Origin of the sequence: Moorena sp. SIO4A5 (assembly GCF_010672005.1) — a bacterium.
Taxonomy (GTDB): Bacteria; Cyanobacteriota; Cyanobacteriia; order Cyanobacteriales; family Coleofasciculaceae; genus Moorena.
Genome location: NZ_JAAHHZ010000350.1, coordinates 1 through 4901, shown reverse-complemented (window position 1 = coordinate 4901; position 4901 = coordinate 1). Strand labels below are relative to the sequence as shown.

At 42.2% G+C, this 4901-nt stretch carries 3 protein-coding genes and 1 pseudogene; 1 reads left to right on the top strand and 3 read right to left on the bottom strand.

The window, feature by feature from the left end; translation table 11 throughout:
• Window positions 1–864: 864 nt before the first annotated feature.
• The 3 genes from ureA to F6K57_RS36755 all read right to left on the bottom strand — a co-directional run bounded on the left by ureA (window position 865) and on the right by F6K57_RS36755 (window position 3997).
• Window positions 865–1167 carry an urease subunit gamma gene (ureA, locus tag F6K57_RS36765; protein ID WP_008179425.1) on the bottom strand — a complete coding sequence of 101 codons (303 nt, stop codon included), beginning with the start codon at window positions 1165–1167 and terminating at the stop codon, window positions 865–867.
• A 65-nt stretch (window positions 1168–1232) separates the two neighbouring features.
• Window positions 1233–2246 (bottom strand): urease accessory protein UreD, encoded by a 1014-nt coding sequence (locus F6K57_RS36760; RefSeq protein WP_293073192.1) that lies wholly within the window; start codon window positions 2244–2246, stop codon window positions 1233–1235.
• Window positions 2247–2860: 614 nt separating this feature from the next.
• Window positions 2861–3997, bottom strand: a complete 1137-nt coding sequence (locus F6K57_RS36755) for a transposase (protein WP_293073189.1) — start codon at window positions 3995–3997, stop codon at window positions 2861–2863.
• Between the two features lie 445 nt (window positions 3998–4442).
• Between F6K57_RS36755 and F6K57_RS36750 the strand changes: the two are divergent.
• Window positions 4443–4901, top strand: a pseudogene (locus tag F6K57_RS36750) (hypothetical protein); the annotation flags it as partial.

Genomic DNA, 4901 nt, shown 5'->3' with positions numbered 1-4901 from the left:
CCTTACTAAGGGGGGTTAGGGGGGATCCCTAAAAACCCAGAACTTTGTACCTAATTGAATTGCAAACCGCTGTATTGCTTATTCCCTACTACTTATTGCTTATTCCCGATTACCATTACCATATTTTTTTATCTAGTTTCTCTTTTCTTTACACAGTCTTTAATCAATTAATCCTGACTTCTCTAGTCTGTTCTGAATAATCGATATAGGTGTTATTTAATTCTTACTTATTAACTCGTTGATGGTTCTATTTCTACAGTTAATGATTCCTTTTTGGTCAACTCTGACATCTTACATGGCTTTTAAAGCTATACTAATGGCCAGAAATTTTATCCTACTTATGGAAAAATTTTGCTTGTTCAGCAGCCAGTTATTCAGAAATTTATTTTGGCAACTATTTTCGCAAATTATAGCATTATTAAATTAGTTATGACTATAGTCATGACTACTCTCCCTACTTTTTTATTTTTCCTGTCTGGTGTTTGCTTTTTTTAAAGTTTTTTTACCATTGTTTGGTGCTTATGGGACTCCCTTCACTAGTTCAATTATGGAACATTTTCAAGTTCCAACTGAATGAATCTCAACCCAACAACAATACTATTCTTGAATCAACTGAGCCTAAGTTCAAAGAAATCTTGACGAAACGAATCCAGGTTGTTGATAACTGTCTTTATACGATTAATGACTGTCTGAATAGCCTAAATAACATCGTAGATCATCAAGGAACTGCACAACTGAGTAGTGAGCAAATAAATGACCTGAGAAACCAACTTATCCATCTCACAGAAGAACTCCGTCAACTCCGGTGAATCTTCTGATGATTTAAGATGAGTTAAAGAGTTATTTATCAAGCTTTTTGTGGGACTAACGAATTGGGTCATGTACAGTAACCAGTTTAGTCCCATCGGGGAAGGTTGCTTCTACCTGGACTTCATTCACCATTTCGGGAACTCCTTCCATGACATCATCCCGGGTCAGCAGCGTGGTGCCGTAACTCATTAAATCAGCTACTGGACGTCCTTCCCTAGCACCTTCCAAAATTTCCGCAGAAATGTAGGCAACGGCTTCTGGGTAATTTAGCTTCAACCCCTTTTCCTTGCGCCGTTCTGCCAATAAGGCAGCAGTAAAAATTAGTAGTTTATCCTTTTCTTGGGGTGTCAGTTGCATTGTTTTATCGTGTGGTTAGCAGCAATTTTGGTTAGTAGCAATTTTGGTTAGTAACAATTTTGACATTACAATAGCCAAACTCGTGGCTTAATCATAGGACGCCCGAATAGATTAACACGCAACAGTTGCCAAACCTCTATAAACCAGTGTCTCACCTCCTCAGTCGAAGCACCACGATAGCGGCATAATAATCCTGACATCAGCTGAGTTACGCCAGCTTCCCCCACATACTCCCTAGCACTCCAAAGTTCCCTGGCTTGTTCGAGAATCTCAGATGATACCGGTTCCCCTACCAAAGCTAATGTTCCTACCACTGGTTGTCCCGCTAAACCATAAGGACTAGAGAAGGTGGCTTCGCTAGCTGGTAACCATTGTCGGTCAATCCAGGTTGGATGTCCTTGCTGCCAAACTTCCGTATGCGATCGCCAATTTCCCTCCACAAACCTTTCTCCTCTGGCACTCCGTCCAAATCGAGTAATTTCCCAGCCTAACCAACTGGCTCCCGGCGCTAATTCTACCCGCAAATCCTGCCGGTAAACTGCACCATTGAATACAATCGTTTCCTGGGGCAACCATTCTAAACAAGCACCAGTCTCTACTTGGAGCCGGATGATTTGTCTAGTTTCTGGGGTTTTTAGCTTAGCGCTATAGTTTTTTTGATTAGCGCTAGATCTGATTTGTCTAGCTTCTGGCTTTTGTAAACTAGCGCTAGATAAATTTTCTTTAACTTCTGGTTGGTTTAAACTAGCGCTATAGTTTATTATACTAGCGCTAGAACTGCCCCTACCATAAGCTTTACTAGCAGCAGCAGTGGTGATTAAAGCATGAGTACCCGATTCAAGGTGGATATCTTGAGACAACCTGTCCCCTGCTACCATTCCTCCAGCGGTATGAAGTACCACACTGTGACAAACCCCTAGCCCTTCTGGATAAAACGGTCGCTGTACCTTCAAGGGAGCTCTGGCGTAGGTGTGAATAGGTTGAGTTTTTCCATGGGCTAAGGCAAAGCGTAATTCAAGGCTGCCATGCCATCGAGATTGATCACTATCTGTTGGTTGTGGTTGAGAGAGTCGATTCACGAATAATTAAAGGGCAATGTAAGGTAATTGACCGGGTCGCTTCGCCGTTGCTGAATATCGGAATCATATTCAAGTAAGCTAAACGGTTAAAATGCTTTTTAGGAAGGCAAAAAGCATGCATGGCTATTGGCAAAAGGGGACTGGGATCTATCTTTTTGATGTGATTTGACTAATATAAAGTTTAAATGCACAACAGCTTATACTTGAGCCAGTTATAGGGTACCTAAATTAATTGTGATAATTTTTGTTCATCGTTCCCTACTCCCTACTCCCTGTTCCCTGTTCCCTTTTCTATACCAATTACCCTTGAGTCTTCCAGAATTGGGCAACGCCTTGATCTCTAACTAATTGCCCGATTCAATCGGTGTCAAACTAATCACAGTACGTTGGATGAACTACCCCGCCCTGTAGAGGGACGGGGTTTCAGCAGACCCGTCCTGAGAGCGTGATTTTTGACGCTTCATCTTCCCTAGTTGCTTCATCGATCCAGTATGCTTACTGGTCTTTGAAGTAGAGCTATAAAATCCACGTTTATCGAGGTCATTCCCGTACCCCGGCTGTTTTCCTAATGCTGCGTTGTACATTACCATTGTGCTGGTTTTGTCTCGTGGAAATTAAAACCCGCACTCATCACAAACGTGGTAACGATTGGAAATATCAGCCCATTCTTTATGAACTTTACCACATTTTGGACAACGTTGTGATGGCTTCAATTGCTTGGTAGGTAATTGAAGCACGATCCCACCTTTTAGTTCGATTTTGTAGGTCAGCATCTTATTAAGAGAACCAAAACCAACATCAAGGATAGATTTATTCAACCCAGCTTTTTGTCTTTGGCGTTTTGAGCTGTTCTTAGCTTTACGAGTCATTCCTTTCGTATTGAGTTTTTCAGTTACGCCGATGTCATAACGACTAGCTAAATCTGACGTAACCTGGTGTTGCCAGTCTTTACGCTGATTACCAATTTTACGCTTGAGTTGAGATTCTCGTTTATTGGCCTTTTTCCAGCGACTTGATGGCTTCACTCGCTGTCTACGATTAGGAGCGCGTTTTCTACGTTTAGCCTTGCCAGCATTTTTTAATAATGGTTCTAAAGTACGAGTAAAACGCTGATTTTCAATCTCGTTGAACTCAGACCCATCAAAGGTAGTAATAGCTGTTTCTGTTCCTAAATCATAAGCTACAACCGACTCATAGCTTAAGTCTGACTCAGCTCCATATAATGGTTCAGGTGTATCAACTTTTAGAGTGATCGATGCAAACCATTGATTTAATCGTGGTTTGTAAACAACAGTCAAAGTGGTTGGCTTACCCCAATATTTAGCCTTACCTCGCATCCTGATTTTAATTTTAAGGTCATTCAGGATAAGAGTTCCATGTTTTCCATTACTGTTAACTTTCCAGCCAGAAGCACTGGGGTAAGTCCATCCAGAATAGTCCCTAATAGATTTAAATCTTGGGAACTTTCTTAGTCCACTGAAAAAACTGTTATAAGCTAGGTCTACCCGTTTAACTGTTGCCTGTAATGATGTGCTGTAAAGACCTTTATATTCCGTCCAGCATTCCTTGAAGGCCGGTAGAATATTTTGTTGTTCAAAATAACTAACGCTTTTCTGGTTTACTTTCCACTCATAGCGACGATGAGCCAGACAGGCATTGTATAACAATTGATGCAAAGAACGAGCGTAGAATAACTTGGATTGTTGTGATGCCGTTGGGTACAATCGAAATGTCTGTCTTAACGTCGCCACAGTGTAATCACCTCCTTAGTTTTCTTCAGTCGCGCTGATTAGACGACAATCAATGTAACACAGATTCCGGAAGTTATGGCACGACTCCAAATGTATTGTATTCTGTGGTGGAGCGCCATTATAAAAAGTAAAAGAATATATCAAAAATCCATCGGGAGGATGTGGGGAAACAGTTGTTGAGGGGGTCTATCCATCCCCACTAATCACGAGGGATGGGGAATTTCGACCCCCTCAAACACCCCCCAATTGTTAAATGCCAGTTAATAAGTTTACGGTCACACCTGGCTCTCAAAAGCCACCAAACTAATGACTAACGACTAATAACCTATACATCTGGTGCATTATGCCAGACAATAAAGTCACACTCATCTAGGGGTAGCGTAGAGTCTTATAATTTGGAAACCGTGCAATAATCGTGTTTACCGTGACTGGATAATCTTTCCCTATGGTGCAAGTGCCTGACTCTACCGCCGAACTCGCTGCCCTCCTCAACGAACCGATGGATCTAGATTTCCAACTCCCGGATCCAGAGGATGAGGAAATTCAGGAAACTGACTTTGACCAGCTAGTCGATCACGCTTGGCGAGTATGCGATCGCGTTGACCTACAGACCGATATCTGGCGGGGACGGATTCTACGAGTAGTAAGAGACAGGGAGAAAAAAGGGGGTGAAGGAAGGGGAGCTGGATTTTTAAATTGGCTCAAAAGTCGGGAAATCGGTAAGAGTCAGGCTTACTCCCTGATTGAACTGGCTAACAGTGCCGATACTCTGTTAACCGAGGGTCAGCTTAGTCATGATGCCATTAATAACTTCAGTAAACGGGCATTTGTGGAAACAGCTAAGTCGGCTCCCGAAGTCCAACAGATGGTGACAGAACGAGCTCAAAAAGGCGATCGCATTACC

Excerpts from the sequence above, each read along its gene's own strand:
- ureA (WP_008179425.1), bottom strand. The coding sequence starts at position 1,167 with ATGCAACTGACACCCCAAGAAAAGGATAAACTACTAATTTTTACTGCT.